At 67.5% G+C, this 26,844-nt stretch carries 22 protein-coding genes and 1 tRNA gene; 8 read left to right on the top strand and 15 right to left on the bottom strand.

Annotated features, from left to right (window positions below):
- Positions 1–20 precede the first annotated feature (20 nt).
- The 14 genes from WAL33_RS07565 to glmU all read right to left on the bottom strand — a co-directional run bounded on the left by WAL33_RS07565 (position 21) and on the right by glmU (position 13,369).
- A complete protein-coding gene (locus WAL33_RS07565; RefSeq protein ID WP_422180046.1) occupies positions 21–932 on the bottom strand; it encodes an alpha/beta fold hydrolase in 912 nt (303 codons plus the stop codon).
- A 123-nt stretch (positions 933–1,055) separates the two neighbouring features.
- Positions 1,056–1,250: a helix-turn-helix transcriptional regulator gene (locus WAL33_RS07560; protein WP_422180044.1), complete on the bottom strand. Its 195-nt coding sequence runs from the start codon at positions 1,248–1,250 to the stop codon at positions 1,056–1,058.
- A 12-nt stretch (positions 1,251–1,262) separates the two neighbouring features.
- Positions 1,263–1,844: a hypothetical protein gene (locus tag WAL33_RS07555; RefSeq protein WP_422180042.1), complete on the bottom strand. Its 582-nt coding sequence runs from the start codon at positions 1,842–1,844 to the stop codon at positions 1,263–1,265.
- Between the two features lie 101 nt (positions 1,845–1,945).
- Positions 1,946–2,218 (bottom strand): hypothetical protein, encoded by a 273-nt coding sequence (locus tag WAL33_RS07550; protein WP_422180040.1) that lies wholly within the window; start codon positions 2,216–2,218, stop codon positions 1,946–1,948.
- A gap of 132 nt (positions 2,219–2,350) precedes the next feature.
- The gene (locus WAL33_RS07545; protein WP_422180038.1) at positions 2,351–3,226 is read right to left on the bottom strand and encodes a kinase; all 876 of its coding nucleotides are present in this window, start codon (positions 3,224–3,226) and stop codon (positions 2,351–2,353) included.
- Between the two features lie 40 nt (positions 3,227–3,266).
- Positions 3,267–3,737, bottom strand: a complete 471-nt coding sequence (locus WAL33_RS07540) for a hypothetical protein (protein ID WP_422180036.1) — start codon at positions 3,735–3,737, stop codon at positions 3,267–3,269.
- Positions 3,738–3,739: 2 nt separating this feature from the next.
- Positions 3,740–4,096 (bottom strand): aspartate 1-decarboxylase, encoded by a 357-nt coding sequence (panD, locus tag WAL33_RS07535; RefSeq protein WP_029915369.1) that lies wholly within the window; start codon positions 4,094–4,096, stop codon positions 3,740–3,742.
- A 142-nt stretch (positions 4,097–4,238) separates the two neighbouring features.
- Positions 4,239–6,029, bottom strand: a complete 1,791-nt coding sequence (locus WAL33_RS07530) for a long-chain-acyl-CoA synthetase (protein WP_422180033.1) — start codon at positions 6,027–6,029, stop codon at positions 4,239–4,241.
- A 63-nt stretch (positions 6,030–6,092) separates the two neighbouring features.
- Positions 6,093–7,031, bottom strand: a complete 939-nt coding sequence (locus WAL33_RS07525; protein ID WP_422180032.1) for an aspartyl protease family protein — start codon at positions 7,029–7,031, stop codon at positions 6,093–6,095.
- A 70-nt stretch (positions 7,032–7,101) separates the two neighbouring features.
- Positions 7,102–8,481, bottom strand: coding sequence for a class II 3-deoxy-7-phosphoheptulonate synthase (locus WAL33_RS07520; protein ID WP_422180030.1), 1,380 nt, complete (start codon positions 8,479–8,481; stop codon positions 7,102–7,104).
- A 121-nt stretch (positions 8,482–8,602) separates the two neighbouring features.
- Positions 8,603–9,838 (bottom strand): O-antigen ligase family protein, encoded by a 1,236-nt coding sequence (locus WAL33_RS07515; RefSeq protein ID WP_422180028.1) that lies wholly within the window; start codon positions 9,836–9,838, stop codon positions 8,603–8,605.
- A complete protein-coding gene (gor, locus tag WAL33_RS07510) occupies positions 9,835–11,229 on the bottom strand; it encodes a glutathione-disulfide reductase (protein ID WP_422180026.1) in 1,395 nt (464 codons plus the stop codon). The genes WAL33_RS07515 and gor overlap by 4 nt, the downstream gene beginning before the upstream one ends.
- A gap of 68 nt (positions 11,230–11,297) precedes the next feature.
- A complete protein-coding gene (rpiA, locus tag WAL33_RS07505) occupies positions 11,298–11,978 on the bottom strand; it encodes a ribose-5-phosphate isomerase RpiA (RefSeq protein WP_422180024.1) in 681 nt (226 codons plus the stop codon).
- On the bottom strand, positions 11,975–13,369 hold the full coding sequence (gene glmU / locus WAL33_RS07500; protein WP_422180022.1) for a bifunctional UDP-N-acetylglucosamine diphosphorylase/glucosamine-1-phosphate N-acetyltransferase GlmU: 1,395 nt from the start codon (positions 13,367–13,369) through the stop codon (positions 11,975–11,977). Before glmU ends, rpiA begins: the two co-directional genes overlap by 4 nt.
- Positions 13,370–13,438: 69 nt before the next feature.
- Between glmU and gph the strand changes: the two genes are divergently transcribed.
- The 3 genes from gph to WAL33_RS07485 all read left to right on the top strand — a co-directional run bounded on the left by gph (position 13,439) and on the right by WAL33_RS07485 (position 16,524).
- The gene (gene gph, locus WAL33_RS07495) at positions 13,439–14,185 is read left to right on the top strand and encodes a phosphoglycolate phosphatase (RefSeq protein WP_422180020.1); all 747 of its coding nucleotides are present in this window, start codon (positions 13,439–13,441) and stop codon (positions 14,183–14,185) included.
- A 45-nt stretch (positions 14,186–14,230) separates the two neighbouring features.
- Positions 14,231–14,305, top strand: a tRNA-Val gene (locus WAL33_RS07490).
- Positions 14,306–14,592: 287 nt separating this feature from the next.
- Entirely contained in the window at positions 14,593–16,524 is a 1,932-nt protein-coding gene (locus WAL33_RS07485; RefSeq protein ID WP_422180018.1) for a PAS domain S-box protein, read from the top strand.
- A gap of 30 nt (positions 16,525–16,554) precedes the next feature.
- Here the strand turns inward: WAL33_RS07485 and WAL33_RS07480 are convergent, their stop codons facing one another.
- Positions 16,555–17,586: a LacI family DNA-binding transcriptional regulator gene (locus tag WAL33_RS07480; protein WP_422180016.1), complete on the bottom strand. Its 1,032-nt coding sequence runs from the start codon at positions 17,584–17,586 to the stop codon at positions 16,555–16,557.
- Between the two features lie 214 nt (positions 17,587–17,800).
- Between WAL33_RS07480 and WAL33_RS07475 the strand changes: the two genes are divergently transcribed.
- The 5 genes from WAL33_RS07475 to WAL33_RS07455 all read left to right on the top strand — a co-directional run.
- Positions 17,801–19,354, top strand: coding sequence for a rhamnogalacturonidase (locus WAL33_RS07475; protein ID WP_422180014.1), 1,554 nt, complete (start codon positions 17,801–17,803; stop codon positions 19,352–19,354).
- 185 nt (positions 19,355–19,539) lie between these two features.
- Complete coding sequence (locus WAL33_RS07470) at positions 19,540–22,494, top strand: TonB-dependent receptor domain-containing protein (protein WP_422180012.1); 2,955 nt, start codon at positions 19,540–19,542, stop codon at positions 22,492–22,494.
- 170 nt (positions 22,495–22,664) lie between these two features.
- A complete protein-coding gene (locus tag WAL33_RS07465; RefSeq protein WP_422180010.1) occupies positions 22,665–24,296 on the top strand; it encodes a glycoside hydrolase 43 family protein in 1,632 nt (543 codons plus the stop codon).
- On the top strand, positions 24,293–26,533 hold the full coding sequence (locus WAL33_RS07460) for a hypothetical protein (RefSeq protein WP_422180008.1): 2,241 nt from the start codon (positions 24,293–24,295) through the stop codon (positions 26,531–26,533). Before WAL33_RS07465 ends, WAL33_RS07460 begins: the two co-directional genes overlap by 4 nt.
- Positions 26,534–26,573: 40 nt before the next feature.
- Positions 26,574–26,844 (top strand): glucuronate isomerase (locus tag WAL33_RS07455; protein WP_422180006.1); only part of this gene is annotated, 271 nt, incomplete at its 3' end.

Below are 26,844 nucleotides of genomic sequence, written 5' to 3'. Positions count from 1 at the left end.
GACCGACCGGCAAGCCGCCTCTATTTCAGGAAGCTCTCCACCTCGGCGGCAAAGGCGGCCGGCTGGTCCAGCATGATGAAGTGCAGCGAACCGTCGATGCGCTTGACCTTGGCCGAGGTCATCGGGGCGTAGGCGCCGGTGTAGAGGGCGTCATAGGCCAACTGGGGCGCGCCGGTCGCCTCGTCCCAGGGATAGAGCATCACGGTCGGGGTCTTGATCGAGGCGATGTCGCCGCGCAGGTCGGTGGTCAGGTCGTCATAGAGGGCGCGGCCCGTCACTGACGGGTTCGAGGCGATCGAAGCCTCAGTGGCCGACTTCAGACCGACGGGCGACTTGACCAGGCGGGTCATGGTCCGGGCCTGGCCGGCGGCCCAGGCTTCGGGCGAGGACGTCTCGGCCATGTCGCGCATGGCGGCGGCCTGGGGCTTCACCGCCTCGACCGTGGCCTGGGGCGAGAACAGCATGGCGGAGAACGGCAGGCTGTCGACGACCATCAGGCGGCCCAGGTCCTCGGGATGCTGACGAGCGAGCATCAGGCCCATCAGCCCGCCCATCGAGTGGCCGATCACGGCCGGCGAGTTTAGCTTGGCCGACCTGATGTAGCCGTCCAGGGCGTCGACGGTCGGCTGGATCACCGGCCCCTCGGCGTTGGCCCCGACGGGCGCGCCGGCGAAGCCGGCGACCTGGATCACGTGCAGCCGATAGCGGCCGCGCAGCTGTTTGACGGTGTCGTCCCAGACGGCGGCCGAGGAGGCCAGGCCCGGGATCAGGATCACGTCGGGCCCCTGCCCCGTCACCTCGACGGTGAACCGGGGCGCGGCGGCCGAGGGAACCGCGATGGGCGCCGCATGGACCCGGCCGAACACGCCGTTGGCGGCCAGTACGGCCAGGAAGATGATCATCAAGCGAAAGGAAGGACGACGACAGGTCATGATTGGAAAACTCCTGATGGATAGGCGTGCGCCAGGGTTCGGCGGCGCGCCGATTGATGGAAGACGATGGATTTGGTCGACTAGGTCCCGTCGCCGGCTCGCGACCGCGGCGGCGGCGTCAGGTCAGGCTTCGTCCTGAAAGATGGTCTCGATCGGCAAGCCGAACAGCCGGGCCAGCTTGAAGGCCAGCGGCAGGCTGGGGTCGTACTTGCCCGTCTCCAGGGCGTTGACGGTCTGGCGCGAGACCTCCAGGCGCTCGGCCAGGTCGGCCTGGCTCCAGTCGCGCTCGGCCCGCAGGACCTTGAGGCGGTTCTTCATGTCGGCCTTCCGTCAGCGATAGCGGCGGGCGACCAGCGCCTGGGCCAGGCCCATGAAGACCGCGAACACCGGCACGGTCGCCCAGGTGGGCACGTGCGGCGCCTTGTCGAAGGTCTCCAGGAACCCCCAGATCGTGGCGACGCTCAGCGTGCCGGCCGTGCCCCAGAGCAGACTCTGGATCAGGGTCGTGCGGGCGAACTCGTCGGTTTCCTCGGCCAGATAGAGACCGACACTGGCGATGCCGCCCAGAACGCCCACCGACGGGGCCAGCGCGATCACGTACCCCCACGGCCCCTCGGCCAGTCCCTGGCGTCCCAGCCAGACCGCCGTCACCAGCAGGATCACATAGGCGCTTATCGAGACGCCGAACCGCAGAAGGTAGCGACGCATCGGCGCCCGGATCTTCTCGCGCCGAAACAGCCGGTTTGACAGCAGGGCGAAGGCCAAAGACGCGGCCACGGTGCCCAGCCCGCCGACATAGGCCCAGACCAAGCCCTGCTTGCCGATCCAGATCGACAGCGCGATGGCCAGGAAAAAGGCGGCGAACAGACCCAGCTTCTTCAGCGCGCTGCCTGATGCGACATCGTCCGGCATGACAAGCCTCCTCATCTTTATGACAAGGAAACTTGTCTTATATTGTCACGATCGTGTCAAGCAAGCTTGTCAAAAAATCAAGGAAAGGCGACAGCCGCCCGTTAGGCGGCCTTATGCAGCCATCCGGGGTCGGATCGGTCCGCCTGGCTGACATGGACCGGCCTGGAGCTGGGCCGGCTGAGGATTCGGCGCTCGCTCAGGATCATCCAGCCATAGCGCGAGAAACGATCATCATAGTCGGACCAGCGGATGACCCGCCCATGGTCGTCGCAGCGCCAGATCGCCTTGTCGCAACCCGGGATCGGGGCGGCCCTGTTCCAGATCGCGACGCGCTTGGCGTGGGTCGAATAAGGCCCGCCGAAGAATGCGTTCATGATCCAAATCTCCACCGCGCCGGCGACCGCGATGAGTCGTTTTCGCCGGCAAGGGGAAGCTAGCACTGGGGGGATCCCAAACCAGCCCTACTACATCTAGTGCGACGCCGTGCCGCGCGACCGAATGACAGGTCAGATGATCGATGAACGGCGGTCCGCGTCGAGCGCGATCACGAGGTCGGCCCGGGCGGGCATTTCGCGGGCGATATGGCGGGTCAGGCGCTCGTAATGCTGGATGAAGACGGCGACCTCATCGTCGCTCATGGCGCGGCCCGCGCCCTGCCCCTTTTCCGCCAGCCGGCGTCGCAGCTTGGCCTCCTGCTCGCCGCGCCAGGCCCGCACCATGTCAAAGTCCGGCGCGGTGAACAGCACCAACAGGTCGAGGCGGGCGAACAGGGCGCGATAGGGGCCGGCCAGGGCGGCGTTGACATAGGCGCGCCAGACCCCGTCCGGATCGCGCTCGCGCTCCAGGGCGTTGAGCGGCCGGGCCAGCGCCTCGACCGGCTCCGGGCGCGCCCCGACGCACCAGCCTTCAAACAGCACCACATCGATCGGCCCGGCGACCTTGGGCCAGGCGTCGACGGGCGCGCGGTCGTCGCTGGCCTTGTCGAAGCACGGAAGCCTCGCCCCACCCTGCCCCGCCAGGTCATCCAGCACCGCCAAGCCCAGGGCGACGTCGTGGGTCCCGGGAACACCGCGCGTGCGCAGCAATGGATGAACGTCACGGGCCAGGGCCTCGCGGTCGGCGAGCGGCAGGTAGAGATCGTCCAGCGACAGGGTGGCGACCTTCAGGCCTTGCGCCTCCAGCAGCGCGGCCAGGACGCGGACGGTCGTGGTCTTGCCCGAGCCCTGGGGACCGCAGATCCCGACCACGAAGGCCGGCCCCATAGCCACGGCCGCGATCCGGGCCGACAGGGGCCCGTGCAAGCGCGCGATCTCTTCGGCAAAGTCGGCGGGAAGGTTTTCGTCCCGCAGGAAGGCCGCCAGCCAGTCCGGATCGATGGTCATCGTCCTTGCCCTTTCACATCGACCGTAGGGGGAGGAAAGGTCAGAGACCCGCCTTCTCGAACGCCTCTTCCACCCGCTCCTGCACCTCGCGGCCCGGCAGGGCGCGTTCGCCCTCCATCACCGCGACGTAGGAGAGGCCCAGATCCGGCTTGCCCGCGCCGACCGGCACGGGCCCCATGGCCCAGCCGACGGTGTTGACGCCGGGCCCCGAGGGGCAACTGACGAAGCGGGCCGGCTTGCCCACCGCATCCTTCAGCACAGCCTGGGCCGTGGTGATGGCTCCGCCGCAGGTAGGCAGATTGCGGGCGCAGGTGACGTAGCCTCCGCCGGTCCAGACCACCTTGCCGGCCTTGTTCGCCAGCAGCACGCAGGTGTTGGGCCCGCCGATGGCGCGTCCGACCGCGTTCGACAGGTGTTGTTCGTCCACGCCCTTGGGCAGCTTCGGCGAACAAGCCGTCAGAGGGGCGGCGAGCGCCAGCCCCGCCGCGATCAACAAGACGGCGGGGCGCATGCTCAGGCGGCCTTCTTGATGCGGTTGCCGTCTTCCAGCAGCACGACGGTGGGGGCGTAGTTGCGGGCCTCCTCGGCCGGCATCTGGCAGTAGGTGACGACGATCACCGTGTCGTTCTTCTGCACCAGACGGGCGGCCGCGCCGTTGACGCCGATGACCTTGGAGCCGCGCGGCGCCTCGATGGCGTAGGTGGTGAAGCGGGCGCCGGTGGTGATGTTCAGCACGTCGACCTGCTCGTTGGGCAGGATGCCCGAGGCGTCCAGCAGATCGCGATCGATGGCGATCGAGCCTTCATAGTCGAGGTCGGCCTGGGTGACGGTGGCCCGGTGAAGCTTGGCCTTCATCATCGTCAACAGCATGGCGATATCAACCTATCCATTTGAAATATTGCTGGATTTATCGGGTCGCCACACATGTGACCCGCGATCAGTCACGGCCATATAGCCACGAAGCGCCATCCGTTCAATCGCTGCGCGACCGCGACGATGAGGTCCCGGCGGCCTACAGCTTGTAGCCGCCCGCCAAGATCTTGGTGTGAACCGCCTTGGTCAGCTTCACATAGCCCTTGTTGGGATCGCGGAAATAGAGCGGATCCTTGGTTTTGGTCGGATCGAAGCCGTCTTGGACGAGGTCGATCTTGCGGTACTTGAAGGTGCCGGTGGTTTCGATATGGGGCTGCAGGCGCACGAAGATCGGCCGGGCGTAGGTCGGCAGCTCGCGATCGACATATTCGGCCAGGTCGCCGATCTCGAACTCGGGCTCGACGACCAGCGAGGCCATGCCCGCCTTGCCGTCCAGATCGCCGACCGGCACGCCATAGACGTTGACTTCCTGGACGCCGGTGACCGCCGACAGACGCTCGGACACCTCGCTGGTGGCGACGTTCTCGCCCTTCCAGCGGAAGGTGTCGCCGATGCGGTCGACGAAATAGAGATAGCCGTCGCTGTCGGACCGCATCAGGTCGCCGGTGCGAAACCAGGAATCGCCCTTCTCGAAGACGTCGTGCAGGATCTTCTTCTCGGTGGCGGCCTTGTCGGCGTAACCGGTGAAGTTCGAGCGGGCGTCGCTGGCGATATGGCCGATGCACTCGCCGACCTCACCAGGCGCGGCCTCGATGCAGCAGCCGTTGGGGCCACGCACCGGCGTTTCGCTCTCGACGTCGAACTTGACGATGCGGATGTTGAACTTCTTGCGCAGATAGCCCGGGACGCGACCGATCGCGCCGCGCCGGCCATCGAAGTTGAACAGCGAGACATTGCCCTCGGTCGCGCCGTAGAACTCCAGCACGCCGCCGACCCTGAAGCGGTCCAGCATCGTGTCCCAGACGTCCGGACGCAGGCCGTTGCCGAAGATCAGTCGGATCTTGTGGGCATGCTCGTTGGGCGTCTCGGGATGGTTGGCCAGGTAGCGGCACAGCTCGCCGATATAGACGAACATCGTGCAGTTGTTGGCGACCACGTCGTCCCAGAAGGCGGTGACCGAGAACTTCTTGCGCAACACCACCGCCCCGCCGTTCAGCAGGGCCGCGCCCATGGCGCAGAGGCCGCCGGTGGCGTGATAGAGCGGCAGGGTCACATAGATGCGGTCGGTGGCGCGCGCGTCGGTCGAGCCGGCGAAGCCGCGCATATACAGCTGGGCGCGCATGTGGGTGATGCGCGCGGCCTTGGGCATGCCGGTCGTGCCGCTGGTGAAAATGTAGAGCGCGGTGTCGCGCGCCGTCAGGCCGGCGCGGGCGGTCACGCGGTCGGGCCGCAGCTGGCTGCAGCTCTTCAGCGCATTGGTCAGATCGCGCTGGTCGCCTTGGGCGGGGCCCAGCACCCACTGCTGGACAGGACGGTTCAGCGCATCCTTCACTTGCTCGAAGAGCGGCGAGGTCTCGGGATCGACCAGGCAGTGCAGGGCCAGCGAGATGTTCAGGCAGTGGGCCAGGGCCGGGCCGGTCAGCTGGTTGTTGATCAGGGCGGTGGCCACCCCGACTTTCGACAAGCCGTACCAGATCGCCAGATATTCCAGGCGATTGGGCATGAACAGGGCCACGGTCTGGCCGCGCGTGATGCCCTGCCCCTTGGCCCAGTGGGCGTAACGATTGGCGATGGCGTCCAGCTCGGCGTAGGTGATCGAGCGGCCTTCGAACACGATGGCCTGGCTGTCGCGCCACTTGTCGACCGCCGCCTCCAGATCGTCGCAGATCAGGTTGGTGCTTTCCGGCGCGATGGATTTCACGCGCTTAAGCGTGCGCGAGAGTCCCTTCAGAAACTTCAACTCGCGTTTCAACCTGGCCGGCAAACTCATCGACGCACTCCGTTCAAACAACCATTGGAGAGCGGCGAGCGGCCGGTCAAGAGCGCCTTGGCGTTATGTCCCTCGCGTGTCGCGGACGCGAAAATGCACCTGTCCGCGTGAGAAATCGAGTGAAACGGAAGCAAACGCACGCAGGACGTCGGCGCCTATCAGCATGGCAGGTCTGTCGTCGATGCCCCAATAGGCGAAGGTATGCACTTGGCCGAACACGACCGGCACATTGCGCATCCGCACCGCGCCCAGTTCCAGGCTCCGCAATTGGGCGAATCGGCCGGGAAGGATCTGCCCCGTCACGCTGCGCAGGATCGTGTCGCTCCAGTCGCCAACGATCCCCCGATTGGCCAGGGCCAGGTTCATGAGGGCCAGGTTGCCGACCGTCGTGGTCGAACCGGTGTCCACGAAGGCCAAGACATGGCCGCCCGGCACGTCGCCTCGCAGCAGGCTCAGTCCGCTGCGACGCGCGCCGACCGGCACCGAGATGGTGCGGCCGTCGGAATAGGGCTGCCCCGCGCCCACGCTCATTTCATCGCCGATGAAGTTGAGCAGGAGGCCCTGAGAGCCCAACCAATCCAATCCAAGTATGCCGGAGGCCTCCAATTGGCCGGCGGGCAACAAGGTCATCACCAGATCGCGACGCGTACGGCGTCCGATCGAAATCTCGTCAATCTTCACGGTGTCGGCGGTCTGGACGCCGGCAATGCCGTGCAGCTTGGTCGTGCCGTCGGCCTTCAGGTTCAGAGCCGCCACAAGGTCGTTGGCGATCACAGAGGCGCTGGCCCCCGTGTCGATCATGAAGGGATAAGGACCATTGCCATTGACCCTCGCATTGACCGTAAGGCGGCCCGCGGAATCAAGAACCTGTGTCGAATGCACCGTAGGGGCGTCGGTGAGGGGTTTGGCCGACAGGTCGAACGCGCGGGCCCCGAAGGCCGGCGCCATCGCTAAAGCCCAAAGCGCCACCGTGCGCCGATGGGGGAAAACGGGACTGTCCATCGGAGTAGCCTCCTTCCGAGGAAGGAGGCTACTCCCCATGGAATAGCTTCGCCAGCCCCAACGAACGCCGTTATCCCGTCGCCAGTCGCCGCTGATCATCGCGCGCCGACTTCAGCTTCTCGGCCACCAGGAACGCCAGTTCCAGGGCCTGCTCGCCGTTCAGCCGCGGATCGCAATGGGTGTGGTAGCGGTCGGCGAGATCGCCTTCCGACACCGCCCGCGCGCCGCCCAGACATTCGGTGACGTTCTGGCCGGTCATTTCCAGGTGCACGCCGCCGGGGTGGACGCCCTCGGCGTGCGCGATCTCGACGAACGACTTCACCTCCGAGAGGATCCGGTCGAACGGTCGGGTCTTGTAGCCGGTCGAGGCCTTCAGCGTGTTGCCGTGCATCGGGTCGGTGGCCCAGACCACCGAACGGCCGGCGGCCTTGGTCGCCTTCATCAGGCGCGGCAGACGGTCGGCGATCTTGTCCGAGCCGAAGCGACCGTACAGGGTCAGGCGGCCCGGCTCGTTCAGCGGGTTGAGCACGTCGATCAGGCGCAGCAGATCGTCGCCTTCCATGGTCGGTCCGCACTTCAGGCCGATCGGATTCTTCACGCCGCGCATGAACTCGATGTGGGCGCCGTCCAGCTGGCGGGTGCGCTCGCCGATCCACAGCAGGTGGGCGCTGGTGTCGTACCAGTCGCCCGAGGTGCTATCGACGCGGGTCATGGCTTCCTCGAAGCCCAGCAGCAGGGCCTCGTGGCTGGTGAAGAACTCGACCCGGCGCAGGTCGGGCTGGGTTTCCGGCGTGACGCCGACCGCCGCCATGAACGTCAGGGCTTCGCTGATCTTCTCCGACAGCTCGCGGTATCGCGCGCCCTGCGGGCTGTCGCCCACGAAGCCCAGCGTCCAGCGGTGAATGTTGTAGAGGTCGGCATAACCGCCGCTGGCGAAGGCGCGCAGCAGGTTCAGCGTCGCGGCCGACTGGCCGTAGGCGCGCAGCAGGCGATCCGGATCCGGGATGCGATCCTCGGGCGTGAACTCCATGCCGTTGATGTTGTCGCCGCGATAGGACGGCAAGGTCACCCCGTCGATCGTCTCGATCGGCTCCGAACGGGGCTTGGCGAACTGGCCGGCGATACGGCCTACCTTCACCACCGGCTTGCCGCCGGCGAAGGTCAGCACCACCGCCATTTGCAGGATCAGGCGGAACGTGTCGCGGATATTGTCCGCGTGGAATTCCTTGAAGCTCTCGGCGCAGTCGCCGCCTTGCAGCAGGAAAGCGCGCCCCTCGGCCACTTCGCCCAGGGCCGACTTCAGGCGACGGGCCTCACCCGCAAAAACCAGCGGCGGCATCTGACGAAGAGTCTGCTCGACGCGCTCGACCGCACCCATGTCCGGGTAATCGGTCGGTACGTGTTTCGCAGGCATGGCTCTCCACGACGACGGGGTCCAACGGCTGGTCATGACAAGTCTCGAACTTCTAAAAAGGGAGCGGCTTTTATCCTAACCGCGATCAAATGGCAAAATCATTGCGGCGAGGCTGAAGAAATCACGCTGGCGGGGCAAGTTCGTCCAAATCGGCCCATTAAGGCTCGACGAATGCAAGAGCCCATCCGCACGCGATCAACGTCAAGGCGCCCAGGGCCAGCCACCATTCCTGCCAAGCCCCAAAACTCAAGCCGCCGATCACAAGATAGCTGACCAGGGCGGCCGCGGCCATGGCCGCGCCGGCTCTCGACCGCTCGTTCAATCGAACCACGCCGTACGCCAGCCAGGCGAAGAACACGCCGGCCAGGGCGGCGCCGATGGCGCCGAGCTCCAGCCACAGTTGCAGCTGGGCATTGTGGGTGTGCAGCAGGATCGCCGCGCCGAAGGTGCGGCTGGCGTCCAGTCCCCAGCCCCGGAACGGGTGGCTCTGAACATGGTCGGCGGCGAAGGTCCAGATGTTCAGCCGCGCGTCCCAAGAGGCCGGGACCAGCCTGTGCAACCAGGCGATGGCTCCGGTCTGGACGCCCGTCAGCACAACGAGGGGCGCCAGCACGAACGGCGCGGACACAAGTCCGACCAGAGCCTTGGCTCCCGGCTGCCCGACGAAATACACCAGCAGCCAGACCAGCCCGCCCGCCACCAGGGCCGCCAGACAGGCGTCCGAACTGCAGATCGCCGAGGCGACGATGATCCCCCCCGCCAGCAGCCAGGCCAGGGCGGGTCGTCGAAGGCGCGACAGGGTCAGCGCCGCGGGCCAGAACAACAGCGCCATGACATAGGTGGACAGAGAAACCTTGACCATCGCGAAGTCCGGACGGATCGCCTCGCCGGTCACGGCATGCAGTTTCTGGTAGATCGTCGCGCCGCTCAACGAGTCGAGCGCGGCCAGGCCGGCCAGCCCCACCATGCCGTAAGCGAGAACAGCCGCGGCGCGTCGCGCGCCGGCGTTGGACAGGCCGCGCAGGGCCACCACGGCCGCGCCGTAGGTCGCCAGCTGCAGGAACAGCTTCAGAGCGGTCAAACCCTCGATGTCGTCGTAGCTCTTGAGCTTGGACGCATCGACCGCCGCGGGGCTCCAGGCCATGCTGACCGCCGCCCACAGGGTCAGGAGCACCAGAACCAGCAAAGGCGGCGCGGCGGCGCGGCTCAACTTGAGGCTAGGCAAGGCCAGAAGCCCCGCCAGGGCCAGCAGCGGCGCGAAGCCCAGCGGCGCCAGATAGGCCAGCAACAGCGTCATGATTGCGACGAAGATCGCCACTCCGCTCAGCCAGGGCGTGCGTCGCGTCGGGGCGTCCTCAAGGATGCTCGGCGCGAGCAAGGAGGGTGCGGTCATACGCTTCCCATTTCCGACGGCATGTACTTCTCGCGCATGGTCACCAGTTCTTCGGCCAGGGTCGGGTGGACCGCGCAGGTGGAATCCCACTGCGGCTTGGTCACGCCCATCTTCACCGCAATGGCCGCCATCTGGATGATTTCCGGCGAGTCAGGTCCCACGACGTGCACCCCGACCACCCGCTGGTCGTCCTGCTTGACCACCAGCTTCATCAGGCAACGATCCTGGCCGCCATAGAAGGTGCTCTTCATCGGACGGAACACGGCGCGGTAGATGTCGACCTTGCCGAACGCGTGGCGCGCCTGGGCTTCCGTCATGCCCACCGTGCCGACCGGCGGCTGCGAGAACACCGCCGAGGCCACCATGTCGTGATCGAAGGTGGTGGGATTGTCGTAGAATTCGGTCTGGGCGAAGGCCGCGCCCTCGCGGATCGCCACCGGCGTCAGGTTGATCCGGTCGGTGACGTCGCCCACCGCCCAGATGTTGTCGACATTGGTCTTCGAATGCGCGTCGACCGCGATCGCGCCGCGCTCGTTCAGCGTCACGCCAACCTTCTCCAGGCCCAGTCCCGCCGCATAGGGCTCGCGGCCGGTGGCGAACATCACCGCGTCGGTTTCGAAGGTCAGATCGTTGTTGAACGTGCTGAGCAGACCGGTCTCGGTCTTCACCAAGCTCTCGTGCGAACAGCCCAGCACCACCTTGATCCCGCGCTTCTCCAGCTCCTCGGCCAGGTGCGAGCGCACGTCGTCGTCGAAACCGCGCAGGATGTTGGCCCCGCGGTAGCAGAGCGTGGTCTCCACGCCCAGGCCTCTGAAGATGCTGGCGAATTCGACGGCGATATAGCCGCCGCCCACCACCATCACCCGCTTGGGCAATTCCGGCAGATGGAAGGCCTCGTCCGAGGTGATCCCCAGCTCCGCGCCCGGAAAATCCGGCTTCCAGGGCCGGCCGCCGGTGGCGATCAGGATCTTGCGGGCGGTGTAGCGGCCGGCGTCTTTCGAGCCAGCCTTGGGCAGCACCTCGACGGTGTGGGCGTCGACGATCTGGGCCCGCCCGTGCAGCAGATGCGCGCCGGCCTTCTGCAGGTTGGTGACATAGATCCCCGACAGCCGCGCGATCTCCACGTCCTTGTCGTGCAGGAAGGTCTTCCAGTCGAAACTGGCCTCGCCGATCGTCCAGCCGTAGCCCTTGGCCGTCTTCAGCTGGCTGGTGACCTCGCTGGCGTAGACCATGAACTTCTTGGGCACGCAGCCGCGGATCACGCAGGTGCCGCCCACCCGGTATTCCTCGGCCACGGCGACCTTGGCGCCGCTCATCGCGGCCAGGCGCGCGGCCCGCACGCCGCCCGAACCGGCGCCGATGACAAAGAGGTCGAAGTCGTACTCAGCCATCACGGCGCTCCGGGATCACAGGGTCGGGCTCGGCTTGGCCATGAGCCTGAAAGAGGGCGGATATGGGTCTAGGGGACCAGCTTGACCACCCCTTGGTCGGTTCCGATCAGGGCCTCGTCGGCCAGGTCCAGGAACAGGCCGTGGTCGACCACGCCGGTCACGGTCTTCAGGGCCGCGGCCAGGGCGGCCGGCTCGGCGATCACGCCCGAGGGCAGATCGTAGATCACATTGCCGCCGTCAGTGACCACGATGCCACGGTCGGCCATGCGCAGGCGCGGCGGCAGCAGCTCGAACTCGGCGGCGATGTCGGCCAGGCGATGGCCGGTGTGGACGTGGCCGAAGCGCACGACCTCGATGGGCAGCGGGAACTTGCCCAGGTGATCGACCTTCTTGGCGGCGTCGGCGATGACCACGCAGCGCTTGGAGGCCTCCCAGACCAGCTTCTCGCGCAGCAGGGCCGCGCCGCCGCCCTTGATCAGCGACAGGCCCGGCCCGACCTCGTCGGCGCCGTCGACGGTCAGGTCGATGGACTTCACATCGTCCAGGGCCGCCAGCGGGATGCCCAGCTCGCGGGCCAGGTTGGCGGTGGCCTCCGAGGTCGGCACGCCGCGGATGTCCAGCTTGCGCGCGGCCAGAGCCTTGACGAACCAGGCCGCAGTCGAACCCGTGCCCAGGCCCACGATCATGCCGGCTTCAACCAGTTCGGCGGCCGCTTCGCCCGAAATCCGCTTCTGATCGTCGGCGCTCATTTCGTATCCTTCTTTGCCTTCGCCTTGGCTTTTTGGGCCGCCTTCATGGCCCGGAACTTGGTCGCCCAGCCCGTCTTATCGTTCTGCGGCGCGCGGCTCAGCGCCAGGGCGCCGTCCTCGACGTCCTTGGTGATCACCGAGCCGGAACCCGTCATCGCCCCGACCCCGACCCGCACCGGCGCCACCAGGGCGGTGTTGGAGCCGATGAAGGCGTTCGCGCCCACATGGGTCTCGAACTTGTCGAAACCGTCATAGTTACAGAAGATCGTGCCGGCCCCAATATTGGCTTTCGCACCGATCGAGCCGTCACCCAGATACGACAGGTGATTGGCCTTGGCGCCGGCCCCGACCTTGACCTTCTTGACCTCGACGAAATTGCCGATGTGGGCGTCCGGACCGATGTCCGCGCCGACCCGCAGACGAGCATAGGGACCGATCAGCGCCCCCTCCCCGACCGTCGCGCCCTCCAGATGGCTGAAGGCCTTGATCACCGCGCCGGCCGCGACGCTGACGCCAGGTCCGAACACCACGAACTGTTCCACCGTGACCCCCGCCGCCAGCCTGGTGTCCCACGACAGGTGCACGGTTTCCGGGGCGGGCATGGTCACGCCCTCGACCAGGAAGGCGGATCGGCGGGCGGCCTGCCACACCGCCTCGGCGGCGGCTAGTTCGCCCTGGGCGTTGACGCCCTGCACGGCCGCTTCCGGCGCGAAGGCCGCGCGGGTCGACAGTTCGCGATCATGGGCCAGGCCCACCACGTCGGTCAGATAGTATTCGCCCTTGGCGTTGTCGTTGCGCACCTGGGACAGCAGGTCGAACAGGATCGCGCGGTCGGCGGCCAGCACGCCGGAATTGCAGTGCCTGACCTGCTTGACGCTGTCGTCGGCCTCCTTCTCCTCGACGATGCGCAGCAGCACATGGCCCGGAGCCAGGATCAGGCGGCCGTAGCCGGTGGGATTGGCCGCCTCGAAGCCCAGCACGGCGACGTCGGCGCCTTTTTCACGCACGGCGAACAGCGGTTCGATGGTCCGGGCGGTCAGCAGGGGGCAGTCGGCATAGGTGACCACCACGTCGCCGTCGAAATCGGCCAGGGCCTCACGCGCGGCCAGCACGGCGTGGCCGGTGCCCTGGGGCGGGTCCTGCACCACCGCCGCGCCCTCGCCCAGACGCTTGCGGGCGTGCTCGCCGACCTGCGGGCTGTGGGCGCCGACCACCACGATGATGCGCTGGCAGCCCAGGGCCTCGGCGGTGTCGATCGCATGGTCCAGCATCGTGCGGCCGCCGATCCGGTGCAGCACCTTGGGCGTCGGCGACTTCATCCGTGTGCCCTGGCCGGCGGCCAGGATGACAGCTGCGCGTGGACGAACCGGCGACGAAACGGCGTTGGTCATGGGCGAAGCGACTCCCGAAGCACGGACCAAAGTTGCATTAGCCGCGCGTTTAGCCGAAAGGCCAGAGCCATGCATGCCCAGAACGACATTCTGCCGACCGACATTTTGAATGGCCAAATCTTGAGGGGGGCGACCATCGCCTTCGACCTCGACGGCACCCTGGTCGACACCGCCCCCGACCTGGTGGCCTCGCTGAACATCATCCTGGCCGAGGAAGGCCTGCCGCCCCTGCCGTTCGACGACGTGCGCAAGATGGTCGGCCGCGGCGCCAAGGCCCTTCTGGAGCGCGGCTTCGCCGCCACCGGCGCGCCGCTAGACGCGAGCCAGTCCCCGGCTCTGGTCGAGCGTTTCATCGCCCTCTATCTGGGCCGCATCGCCCATGAGAGCACGCCCTTCCCCGGCGTGGTCGAGACCCTGGTCGCGCTCCGGGCCTCCGGCGCGAAACTGGCGGTCTGCACCAACAAGCTGACCCACCTGTCGGTCGCCCTGCTCGACGCCCTGGACCTGACGCAATATTTCGACGCCGTGGTCGGGGCCGACAGCGCCCCCGCCGCCAAGCCTGATCCCCGTCACCTCCTGGCGACCATCGCGGCGGTCGGCGGCGATCCGGCCCACGCCGTGATGGTCGGCGACAGCATCAACGACGCCCTGGCCGCCAAGGCCGCCGACGTCCCGACCCTGCTGGTCAGCTTCGGCTACACCGAGGCTCCGGTGGAGACCTTGGGCGGAGACCTGTTGATAGACGCCTTCTCCGACGTCCCTTCCGCCTGCATCACGCTTTTGACCTCTTGCGGTCCCCGAAACGCCGGGCTATAGGCCCGTCCCTCTCGCGGCGGGGTCTTCGAACCTCACCGACACGGCGGATGCTTAGCTCAGCGGGAGAGCACCTCGTTCACACCGAGGGGGTCGCAGGTTCAATCCCTGCAGCATCCACCATTTTCCCCCACGATCGGGCCCAAGGCCTGAAACGGCGACAGCTCGGATCACGGTGACCTGATAAGGCGCGTCGCCTTGCTGACCATGGCCGTCACGGTCACGCGACGAGCCTTGGCCGCCGTCTGGAACGAGTCGCCCAGGACAGCCGTCTCCCGAGGCGGAACACTGGCTCTGGTTGCGTCCGTTCGACAGGCGCGCGATGCTGCGCCTCCGAGCCTTGCGGAACTGCGCCGGAGCACTCGGGGTTCCACCTCCAGCCCAGCGCCCCCCAGGATATGTCAGACGTAATGCCTTCTCGTCGTTTGATCGACCTGGACCAAGCCGCGCGCTTCCAGCTGCTGATCGATGCGGTCAAGGACTACGCCATCTACCTTCTCGACGCCGACGGGCGCGTGGCGACCTGGAACACCGGCGCCCAGCTGTTCAAGGGCTATACGGCCGACGAGATCATCGGACACCATTTCTCGACCTTCTATACGGAGGAAGACCGCAAAGCCGGCCTGCCCGAGCGCGCCTTGCGGACCGCCGCGGACGAGGGCCGGTTCGAGGCCGAAGGCTGGAGGGTGCGCAAGGACGGCACGCGCTTCTGGACCCATGTAGTGATCGACCCCGTGCTCGAGAACGGCGAACTGGTCGGCTACGCCAAGATCACGCGGGACGTTTCCGACCGGCGCGAGACCGACCGGGCGCTGTACGAGAGCGAGCAGCGCTTCCGGCTGCTGGTCCAGGGCGTCCACGACTACGCGATCTACATGCTCGACCCGGACGGCGTCGTCACCAACTGGAACGCGGGGGCGGAGGCGATCAAGGGATACACCGCCGGCGAGATCGTCGGCCGGCACTTCTCGTTGTTCTACACGCCCGAAGACCGCGACGCCGGCGCGCCGGCCGCGGCCCTGGCCACGGCGCTGCGCGAAGGCAAGTTCTCCGGCGAGGCCCAGCGCGTGCGCAAGAACGGCGAGCGGTTCTGGGCCAGCGTCCTGATCGATCCGATCCACGACGACACCGGCCGGCTGCTGGGCTTCGCCAAGGTGACCCGCGACATCACCGAAAAGCGCCAGGCCGAGGAGGAGCTCGAGCGCTCCCGCGAGGCGTTGGTCCAAGCCCAGAAGATGGAGGCGATCGGGCGCCTGACCGGCGGCGTCGCGCACGATTTCAATAACCTGCTGACCGTGATCCGCGCCTCGGCCGACTTCCTGCGCCGACCCGAACTGCCCGAGGAAAAGCGCGTCCGCTATGTCGAGGCCATCGCCGAAACCGCCGAGCGCGCCACCATCCTGACCGGACAGCTCCTGGCCTTCGCCCGCCGCCAGCCCCTGCAACCGGAAATCTTCGACGTCTGTGCGCGCCTGAGTGGTCTCCACCGGATCATCGAAACCACGATCGGGTCATCGGTGACCATCGAGACGGACCTCCCCGAGGTCGAACACATCGTCGAGGCCGATCCCAGTCAGTTCGACACCGCGGTCCTCAACATGGTCATCAACGCTCGGGACGCCATGCCGCGCGGTGGGAGGATAAGGATCGGCGCCAGGACCGTCGAAGGCATTCCGGCGGTTCGCGGCCACGCCCCCGCGAGCGGGGCGTTTGTCGCCGTCGACATCACGGACGACGGCGCGGGCATGACGCCCGAAACGCTGAAGAAGATCTTCGAACCCTTCTTCACCACCAAGCCGGTCGACAAGGGCACGGGCCTTGGCCTCAGCCAGGTCTATGGCTTCGCCAAGCAGTCACGAGGCGAGATCGACGTCGAAAGCCGGCTGAACGCGGGCACGACCTTCACCCTGTATCTGCCCAGCGCCCACGGCCAGGCCCTGACCCCCATCGCTCCCGTCGCCGCGCCGGTCGATTTGGCGACCATCCCCCGACGACGCGTCCTGCTGGTCGAGGACAATGAAGGTGTCGGCAAGTTCGCCGCCGGCCTCCTCAAGGAACTGGGCCAGACCGTCACCTGGGTGGGCGACGGTCAGGCCGCGTTGAAGGCGTTGGCCAGCGATTCCGACGCCTTCGACCTGGTGTTCTCCGACGTTGTCATGCCTGGCGTCAGCGGACTGGAACTGGCCCAGCTGATCCAGCAGCGGTGGCCCAAGCTGCAGGTCGTGCTGACCAGCGGCTACAGCCACATCATCGTCGAGCAAGGCGCGGGCGGCTTCCCCCTGGTGCGCAAGCCCTATTCGATCGACGGCCTGCTGACCATCCTGGCCTCGAAACCGGCCTAGAACCGTCTTCGACTGGAGATGCGTCTGGCCTTAGGGCTTTGGAGGGGCCGCCGACTGCCGCTGGATCAGGCTCAGGGCGATCGGCCTGTGCGGCGGCGCGTCCCTCCGGTCTTCGATCATGGCCAGCAGGGTCTCGGTCGCCAGGCGGGCCATGTCGGTCAGCGGCCGGCGGATCGTCGTCAGGGCTGGGGTGACCATCGCGGCGATGTCGCTGTCGTCGAACCCGGCCACCGACAGCTGGCCCGGCACCTGAACGTCGCGCTCGCGGGCGACCTTGAGCACCGCCGCGGCCATGATGTCGTTGCAGGCGAAGATCGCGGTCGGCGGCGAGTCGAGCGACAGCAGCGCCTCAGCCGCGGCCAGACCGCTTTCGAACCCGTAGTCGCCCTTCTGGAGATAGGCGTCCGGCATCGGGCCGGGCAGCGCCGCCAGGAACCCGGCCTTGCGCTCCTGAGCCGAACGGAAATGGGGTGGACCCTCGATCAGGGCGATCCGGCGGTGCCCGAGCTCGACCAGGCGCCGGCCCAGTTCGAACGTCGCGCCCCGCTCGTCGCTGACCAGCATGAAGGGATATTCGGGCAGCGACACCGAGGCGATGCCCACCGAGGGCACGCCCAGCTGGGTCAGGCGCGCGGGGATCGCGGCGATCTCGGAGGTCGGCGGCAGGACGATCAGACCGTCCACCCGCGATCGTCGCACGAAGCTCTCCACGTCGGCGGCGATCTCAGGATCGCCGAACCGCACCGGGTGGACGACCAGTTCGTAGCCATGTTTCGAACAGGTCTCGACGATGCCGCGCTGCAGGGCGCTGATCACATGGGCGTTGGGGTCGTCCTGCACCACCGCGATCAGGAACGAGCGTCCCGAGGCCAGGGCCCGTGCGCGGATGCTTGGGCTGTAGCCTAGCCGCGCGATGGTCTCCAGGACCGTCTTGCGGGTCTCCTCGCCGACATTGGACGCCTTGTTGAGGACCCGCGAGACGGTGCGAATCGAAACGCCCGCCGCCAGGGCCACATCGTCGATCGTGACCGACAACCCCGCGCCGAATTCGCCTTGAGCCACCGAACCCTCCCGTTTCCCACCATATGGCATACCGCGCCTGTCGGTGCGTTGCTAGCGCTAGCATCGAGTGTGCCAGCGCTGGCAAATTTAATGCTACCGGTACCAAAAACATTTGACACCCCTGGTCCCCGAATGTTTCCTCCCCCTCGGCCAGCCTGCGGAAGACAGGCTTTCAAGGGGGACGCACAGGATGAGATTGGATCGAAGAGGCCTGGTGCTCGCGGGTTTGGCCGGCGTCTCGGCATTGACGCCCGGCGTCCCGGCTCTGGCCCAGCCCCGCCCCTCCAACGCCGCGGACCACTGGTTCAACATTCGCGATTTCGGCGCCGTCGGCGACGGCGCGGCCATCGATTCCCCAGCCATCAACAAGACCATCGACCATGTCGCGGCACGCGGCGGCGGCGTGGTCTACGTCCCGCCCGGGACCTATGCCTGCTACACCCTTCGCCTGAAGAGCAACATCATCCTGCACCTCGAGGCGGGCGCCGTGATCCTGGCCGCCGCCCCGACCGGCGTGGCGCCGAACGGTTACGACGATCCGGGCGCCGGCGCCGGCAACGCCTATCAGGACTATGGCCACAGCCACTGGACCAACAGCCTGATCTTCGGCGAGGACTTGCACGACATCGCCATCGTCGGAACCGGTCTGATCTGGGGCAAGGGCCTGACCCGCGGCCACAGATTCCCCACCGATCCGCCGGACATCAGCGGTCCCGGCGTCGGCGACAAGGCCATCGCCCTGAAGAATTGCCGCAACGTGCTGCTGCGCGACTTCAAGATCCTGCAAGGCGGCTGGTTCGCCCTGCTGGCCACCGGCGTCGATAATCTGATTATCGATAGTCTGACTGTCGACACCAACCGCGACGGCCTGGACATCGACTGCTGCCGCAACGTGCGGGTCACCAACTGCACGATCAATTCGCCGTGGGACGACGGCATCTGCCCCAAGAGCTCGTTCGCCCTGGGCTATGCGCGGCCGACCGAGAACCTGACGATCTCCGACTGCCTTCTGACCGGCAATTACGAGATGGGCTCGGTGATCGACGGCACGTGGAAGACCATGCCGCCGGGCTTCCACGGCTATGGCCGGATCAAGCTGGGCACGGAGTCGAACGGCGGCTTCAGGAACGTGACGATCACCAATTGCGTGTTCGACCACTGCTACGGCATCGCCCTGGAGACGATGGACGGCGCGCTGACCGAAGACATCGCCATCAGCAACATCACCATGCGGGGCCTGGGCTTTCCGCCACTGTTCCTGCGCCTGGGCAGCCGCATGCGCGGTCCTGCCGGCGCCGCGGTCGGCAAGCTGCGGCGCATCACCATCCAGAACATCGTCAGCTACGGCGCCACGCCGCAGCCCTCGATCATCGCCGGGGTCGCCGGCCACCCGGTCGAGGACGTCAAGATCAGCGACGTCTACTTCCATTCGAAAGGCGGCGGCTCGGCCGAACTGGCCAAGCGTCAGCCGCCGGAGGCCGACAAGGCCTATCCGGATCCGGATATGTTCGGCGACCTGCCCGCCACCGGATTCTTCATCCGCCACGCCCGCAACATCGAGATGAGCAACGTCGAGATCGTCACCGAGGCGTCCGACGCCCGGCCCGCCTTCTGGATGCGGGACGTGCAGGACATTGATCTGTTCCGGCTCCGCCTGCCCAAGGCTCCGTCCAACTTCGCGCTGGACCAGGTCACGGGCTTTCGGACGTTCGGCAGTCGCTGGCTTGAGGATCGCCGCTTCGACGCGACCGTCAGCCAAGTTTTCTAATCGTCGGCGAGGGGTTCGCGGCCGATTTTAGCAACGAGCGGCCAGAGGGCCGCCCACAGGAGGGAACTACAATGAGAGCCGAATATTTCCGCGCGGCGTCGCCCGCGGTCCTGGGTCTGGCCCTGCTGTTTGTGCCAGCGCTGGCACAAGCTCAGACGGCGCCATCCAACGCGGATGACTCCTCCGTGGTCGAGACCGTCGTGGTCACCGGCTCGCGCCTGACGCCGCGCGGGTTCAGCGACCCGACGCCCGTGGCCGTCACCGACGCCGAGGAGATCAAGATTTCCGGGACGGTGAACGTCGAGCAACTGCTGGGCAGCTCGCCGCAGTTCACCGGTTCGCAGAACGGCGGCGCGACCTCGAACGTCGTGCCCGGCGGCACCGCCACCCTGAACCTGCGGGGCTTCGGCGCGCAGCGGAACCTGGTGCTGGTCAACGGCCGGCGCTTTGCGATCTCGGGCGCCGACCAGACCACTGACATCAACACGATCCCGGCCTCGCTGATCAAGCAGACCGAGGTGGTCACCGGCGGCTCGTCGGCGGTCTACGGCTCGGACGCCATCACCGGCGTGGTCAACTTCATCACGCGCGACGATTTCGAAGGCGTCGAGATCAGCGCCCAGAAGAACTGGGACAGCCACACCACCACCCCGACCTACAATCTGGACCTGACCGTCGGCGGCAACTTCGCCGAGGGCAAGGGCAACGCGGTCTTCTCGCTGAACTATCTGGATCGCGGCGCGATCACCCGCCGGCAGCGCGGCGACTGGACCTATGACCAACTGACCGACGGCTGCGTGACCGCCGCCTCGTTCAGCAAGAGCAAGGCGGGTGTGCCGCTGGCGATTCCGACCGGCTCGACCTGTCTGGCGGCGGGCGGAAAACAGGGCCTGATCGCCGGCGGCAGCGGCGACATCCCCAACGGTCGCTTCACCGGCGTGCCGACCGTCGGCTCGTCGAACTCGAACCCGGCGCTGGACGCGGCCCTGATCGCCGCCGGCCTGGGCGGCCTGGGGTCACGCGGCTTCACCTATGACGACACCGGCACCACCCCGCGCCCGGCCCTGACGCCGCAGGACGACTTCAACCTCGGCCCGGACAACTACCTGATCATCCCGCAGAAGCGCTGGATGCTGAACGCCTTCAGCCACTACGACTTCAACAGCAGGATGACGGGCTATCTGGAAGGCCACTACAGCAGCAACACCGTCAACATGCAGCTGGCGCCGACCAACCTGGCCGGCCCCTTCCTGTTCAACACCAACAACCCCTACCTCAGCGCGCCGATGCAGGAGGTCCTGCGGCAGCTGGACCTGAAGGAAGTGGGCACGACGACCGTGACCACCGGCACCTCCTCGCGCACCACGGTCGCGGGCGACGGCCTGGCGGTGGTCAATGTCGGTCGCCGTCTGCGTGAAGTGGGGCTGCGCCAGAACAACGCCGAGCGGAACGTCTTCCGCACGGCCGTCGGTCTGCGCGGCGACCTGGGCAGCGTCTCCGAAAACTTCCTGCGCAACCTGAACTACGACGTCTACTACTCCTACGCCCGCACCTCGCAGACCGACCACCAGGACGGCAACGTCTCGCGCAGCCGCTTCCAGGCGGGTCTGCTTTCGGTCGGCGGCGCGGCGCCGGTGCTCAACATCTTCGGCCCGAACATCACGCCGGCCGGGGTCGGTTCGATCGTCATCGCCGCCACCAATATCACCGAGGCCGAACAACAGGTCGCGGCGGGCAACATCTCGGGCGAGGCCTTCGACCTGCCGGCCGGCCCGGTCGACTTCTCGACCGGCTTCGAGTGGCGCTACAACTCGGCGAAATATACGCCCGACGAGTTCCTGCGCTCGGGCGACGTGGTCGGTTTCAACCCCGGCCAGCCCACGGGCGGCAGCACCATCGTCAAGGAAATCTACGGCGAAGCCCGCGTGCCGATCCTGGCCGACCTGCCGTTCATCAAGAACCTGACGGCCAACGGCGCCTTCCGCTACTCCGACTACAATCTCAAGGGCGTCGGCGGAGTCTGGACCTATTCGGTCGGCGGCGGCTGGGCGGTCACCTCGGACCTGAACTTCCGCGGCCAGTTCCAGCACGCCATCCGCGCGCCGAACGTCGGTGAGCTGTACGGCGGCCTGACCCAGACCTTCGACGCGGCGACCGACCCCTGCTCGAACCGCGCGCCCGTCGCCCAGCAGACCGCCGCCGTTCGCGCCCTCTGCATCGCCACCGGCGTTCCGGCCTCGCAGGTGTTCGGGGCGGGCGTTCAGTCCAACGCGATCATCGGCAACCAATCGGGCGGCAATCCCAATGTCGGCATCGAGAAGTCGGACACCTACACGTTCGGCGCCGTCATCACGCCGCGCGCCATCCGCGGCCTGGCGATCAGCGTCGACTACTTCAACATCAATCTGGACGGCGCCATCTCGCAACTGGGCGGCGGTCTGAACAACACCCTGAACCTCTGTTACAACGTCGTGCAGAGCGCCAGCAGCGAGTTCTGCCAAGCCATCCAGCGCAATCCGGTCACCGGCGAAATCGCACCGCCCTACTTCGCCACCGTCACCAACGCCAACACCGGCGGGCTGAAGACCTCGGGCGTCGACTTCGCCGCCAACTACACCTTCAGGACCGACTTCGGCATTCCCGGCCTCAGCCAGGAGAGCCGCTTCGACGTGGGCACCGACTGGACCTGGACCGACGATTTCACCTCGACGCCAGTCCAGGCCATCCCGGACATCAAGAACCATTGCGCCGGCGGCTACGGCCCGACCTGCGGCCAGCCGATCCCCGAATGGAAGGGCGTGACGCGGGTCACCTGGCGGACCGGTCCGCTCGCCCTCAGCCTGCGTCATCGCTTCATCGGCGAAGTGATGTCCGACCGATACCTGCTGCCCAAGCGTTCGGGCGGCGTGGTGCCGGATCTGGCGACCCTGACCAACCCCAAGCTGCCGGCTCAGCACTATTTCGACCTGTCGTTCACCTACGACGTGCTGGAAAACGTGCAGGTGTTCGGCGGGGCGCAGAACATCGCCGACAAGGACCCGCCGGTGCTTGGCAGCGCCAACCCGTCGGCCAACACCTACGCGGCCACCTATGACGTCCTGGGAACCACCTTCTTCCTGGGCGGCAAGATGAAGTTCTAGAGACTGTCTGGAGGAAGCGTGTGTTTCTGTTCGAGCGCGCGGGGCGTGATCACCCCCCAACCGCTCGACGCTTCCTCCTGGTCCGGGCGCGCGTGTTCGGCGGTCCTCCCCCGCCCTGCGCGCGCCCGAAAGCCGCTTTTGAGTTCGACCGCTTTGAGAAGGTCTGTGCGATGCGCGTGAAACAGCTGGGACTGGCGGGACTTTCGGCTTTGGCGCTGGCCATGGCGGCGCCGGTCCAGGCCGCGCCGCCCGCCGCCACCTATCGCAATCCCATCCTGCACGCCGACTATTCGGATCCGGACGTGATCCGGGTCGGCGACAGCTACTACATGGTCGCCTCGACCTTCCACTTCTCACCGGGCCTGCCGGTGTTGACGTCCAAGGACCTGGTCCACTGGACGATCCTGGGCCACGTGCTGCCCAAGCTGACCTTCGCGCCGGAATACGACCTGCCCGGCCCGGTCCCCACCGACGACACCGGCGCGCGGATGCCCCGCGACCAGCGCACGACCGGCCAGCGTTACGCCGGCGGCGTCTGGGCTCCATCGATCCGCCATCACGACGGCAAGTTTTATGTGTACTTCGCCACGCCCTACGAGGGCGTCTTCATGTCGACCGCGGTCCGGCCCGAGGGACCGTGGAGCGCGCCCGTGGCGGTGATCGCCGAGGCCGGTCTCGAAGACCCCTGCCCGTTCTGGGACGACGACGGCCAGGCCTATCTGATCCACGGCAAGGTCGGGGCCGGGCCGCTGATGCTGCACCGCATGACGTCCGACGGCAAATCGGTGCTGCCCGGCGGCAAGGTCATCGTCGAGGATGCCAAGGCCCTGCCCGTGCTGGAGGGCCCCAAGCTCTACAAGCGCAACGGCTGGTACTACATCTTCGCGCCGATCGGCGGGGTCGAGACCGGCCCCCAGGCCGTGCTGCGCTCACGGAACATCTGGGGTCCCTACGAGCATCGCGTGGTGCTGGCGCCCGGCAAGACGGCCTGGAAGGGCCCGCACCAGGGCGGCTGGATCGAAACCCCGTCCGGCCAGGGCTGGTTCGTGCATTTCAACAGCGCCGGGGCCTATGGCCGGATCGTTCACCTGCAGCCGGTGTCCTGGAAGGACGACTGGCCGGTGATGGGCGAGCCGATCCCAGGCGCGGGCCCTGACGAGACCGCCGGCCAGCCAGTAGCCGAGCACGCCATGCCGGATGTCGGCGGTTCCTTCCCGCCGGTTCAGCCCCAGACCTCCGACACGTTCGCCGCCCCGATGCTGGGCCCGCAGTGGGAGTGGAACCATAATCCCGACGACCGCCGTTGGAGCCTGACCGAGCGCCCAGGCTTCCTGCGCCTGACCTCGGCCCCGGCGCCGAACCTGGTCTCGGCTCGCAACACCCTGACCCAGGTCCTGCAGAGCGAACATTCGGTCGTCACCGCCCGCCTGGACGCCGGCGGCCTGGTCGACGGCCAGCGTGCGGGCCTGGCGATGTTCGGCCAGGGGATCAGCTGGATCGGCGTAACGCGTCGCGACGGCGTCTCGCGCGTGACCTTCTCGTCGGCCGGCGTGGAGACCCCCGGCCAGACCCTGCCGGCCAAGGCCCTGGACCTGCGGGTCGAGGTCGCCGACCAGACCGCGCGCTACAGCTACAGCCTCGACGGCGGCAAGACCTTCCTCGCCCTGGGCGCGCCGGCTCCGCTGCGCTTCAGCTGGTGGAAGGGCGCCCGCCCCGCCCTGTTCACCTACAGCGACCCGAGTCAGGCGAAACAAGGCGTCGCCGACTTCGATGGGGTCGCGGTCAAGGCGGTGACGCCGTGATCCGGCTCGCCTCCCTGGGCGCAGTCCTCGCCCTGGCCGTCGTGCCCGCCCTGGCTCAAGCCCAGCCGATCGACCGCCACGCCCTGGTCTCGCGCCATGACCCCAGCCTGACCGCCGTCGATCCGCACGCGCCGATGATGGTCGGCAACGGCAGCCTGGGCTTCACGGCCGACATCACCGGCCTGCAGACCTTTCCCGAGCCGTACTCGCCCCTGGCCCCGCTTCTGACCATGGCCCAGTGGTCGTGGCACAGCTTCCCTAACCCCAAGGGCTATACCGAGGCCGACGGCCTGACGCCGGTGGACGTGCCCGGACGCGGCCGCCAGCCCTATGCCTGGATGAAGGGCGGGCTGGAGAAGCCCAATCCCGCCGACGCGTGGCTGCGCGAGAACCCGCACCATTTCTCATTGGGCCGTATCGCCCTGGACCTGCGCGACGCCCGGGGCGAACCGGCCGCCTTCGCCGACCTGTCCCAGACCCGCCAGACCCTGGACCTGTGGACCGGCGCCCTGACCAGCCGCTTCGTCTATGACGGCCAGCCGGTGTCGGTGGAGACCCGCGTCCAGCCCGACCGCGACGTCGTGCTGGTCGAGATCGTCTCGCCCCTGGTGGCTGCCGGCCGACTGGGCGTCACGGTGCGCTATCCCGGCGTGTCGTCGAACCTCAATCCCGACCCGTCCGACTGGACCCATACCGAGCGACACACGACCACCGTGGCGAGCCACGCGCCGGGCCGACTGGTCCTGACGCGCCGCCTGGACAGCACGATCTACGGCTCCAGCATCGACGCCCCCGGGGCGACGATCGCGGCCGCCGGCCCCCACGCCTTCGCCGTGCGCCCCGGAACCGGCGACCGGCTGGTGGTGATGGTCGGCTTTTCACGAACCGCGAAAGCGACGGCGCCTCTCGCCTATGCCACGGCCCGCGACGCGGTGACCGCCCATTGGCGCGACTACTGGTCCAAGGGCGGGGTCGTCGACTTCACCGGCAGCACCGATCCGCGCGCGGCCGAGCTGGAACGCCGGGTGGTGCTGTCGCAGTACCTGCAGGCCCTGAACGGCGCGGGCGACACTCCGCCCCAGGAAGAGGGCCTGTTCTCCAACAGCTGGAACGGCAAGTTCCACCTGGAAATGCACCCCTGGCACTCGGCCCATTTCGCCACCTGGGGACGGTCCGCCGAACTGGAGCGGGGCCTTTCCTGGTACCTGACCCACCTGCCCAAGGCCCGGGCCGAGGCTCGGCGGCACAAGGTCGAGGGCGCCTGGTGGCCGAAGATGGCGGGACCCGAGGGTCGCAACAGCCCCAGCTCGATCTCGCCCTTCATCATGTGGCAGCAGCCGCACCCGATCCTGATGGCCGAACTGGCTTTCCGGGCCCACCCCGACGCGGCGACCCTGGCCCGCTACGGCGAACTGGTCGACCAGACAGCCCGCCTGCTGGCCACCTGGCCGCGCTGGGACGCCGCGACCGGCCGTTATGTGCTGGGCCCGCCGATCATCCCGGTGCAGGAGAACTACGATCCCCTGACCACGGTGAACCCGACCTTCGAGGTGGAATACTTTCGGCGCGGCCTGCAGACGGCCCAGACCTGGCGGGTGCGGCGGGGCCTGCCGCGCGACGCCCACTGGGACGACGTCATCGGCAAGATGTCGAAGGTCGCCGAGCGCGACGGCCTCTATCTGGCGACCGAGAGCTCGCCTGACCTCTGGACCAGGGCCGCCTCGCCGGCCTGCGACGGCCACGCGACGGGAGCGTGCGAGAACCGCGACCACCCGTCGTTCCTGATGGCCTACGGCCTGATCGGGGGCGACCGGATCGATCCGCAGACCATGCGCCGGACGCTACGCGCCACCGAGGCCCATTGGGACCTGCGCCAGACCTGGGGCTGGGACTTTCCGATGGTGGCCATGACCGCCGCCCGACTGGGCGAGCCTGAGGATGCGGTCGATTGGCTGTTCAAGGACCTGAAGAACAACCAGTGGGGCGTCACCGGCATGACGCCGCGCATCCATGCCGACGAACACGCCATCGCCTTCACGCCCGGCGCGGCCGACGCGGTGGGCCCCGACGGTCCGGGCTATCGGCGCGCCGCCGAGACCTATTTCCCATCCAACGGTTCGCTGCTGCTGGCCGTCGGCATGATGGCCGGCGGTTGGGACGGCTCCAAGGGTCTCGCCCCCGGCTTCCCCAAGTTGGGCTGGACCGTCCGGGCGGAGGGCCTCACGCCCCTGCCCTAGACCCCGACCTTCTCCTCCCCCTCCTTCTCCGGTTTGCCCCATGACCACACCGACCCGGCCCCTGGTATTTCACGACGACCGCCTGTTTCCGGCCGATGAGCGCACGCGGGGGATCGCCCGAGCGCTGTACGGCCAGGTCAAGGGCCTGCCGATCATCAGCCCGCACGGCCACACCGATCCGGCCTGGTTTGCGACCAACGCCCCGTTCGAGGACGCCACCGACCTGCTGCTGGCGCCGGACCATTATCTGTTCCGCATGCTCTACAGCCAGGGGATCAGCCTGGACGCCCTGAAGGTGCGCTCCAAGGCCG

The organism is Caulobacter sp., assembly GCF_049283275.1.
In the GTDB taxonomy this organism is placed as follows: Bacteria; Pseudomonadota; Alphaproteobacteria; order Caulobacterales; family Caulobacteraceae; genus Caulobacter.
This window is presented reverse-complemented; position numbering and strand designations above follow the sequence as displayed.